Below are 361 nucleotides of genomic sequence, written 5' to 3' on the forward strand. Positions count from 1 at the left end.
GCTTTCCGATACCCGTCTGTCATTATGGACGCGCTTATCGGCATAAAAACTATCAAGACTTAGCAGCTTTTAGTTACTGCGCCGCTAAGCAAGAGAGGTACTATGGCTTTGAGGGACATTTGCTTGTTAATTTATCTGGCATGATTAAAGGCTTTACCGTTGCCCCTGCCAATGTTGATGAAAGAGCGGTTGCGCCTGATATTACTGACCATATCCATGGTTTGCTCGGCGCTGATAAAGGGTATATCAGCCCGAGTCTGACATCGTACTACGACGCTCAAGGAGTAGATTTACAAACGCCACTCAGAGCTAATATGAAAGAAGATAGACCCAAACCTGTGGTAAGACGGCTAATGAAAGC

1 pseudogene is annotated in these 361 nt (G+C 45.4%); it reads left to right on the forward strand.

What is annotated here, in order from left to right:
* Positions 1–361, forward strand: a pseudogene (locus tag ACT3SX_RS15610) (IS982-like element ISPsma1 family transposase); the annotation flags it as partial.

Origin of the sequence: Psychrobacter sp. AOP31-B2-9 (assembly GCF_052378005.1) — a bacterium.
Classification (GTDB): Bacteria; Pseudomonadota; Gammaproteobacteria; order Pseudomonadales; family Moraxellaceae; genus Psychrobacter.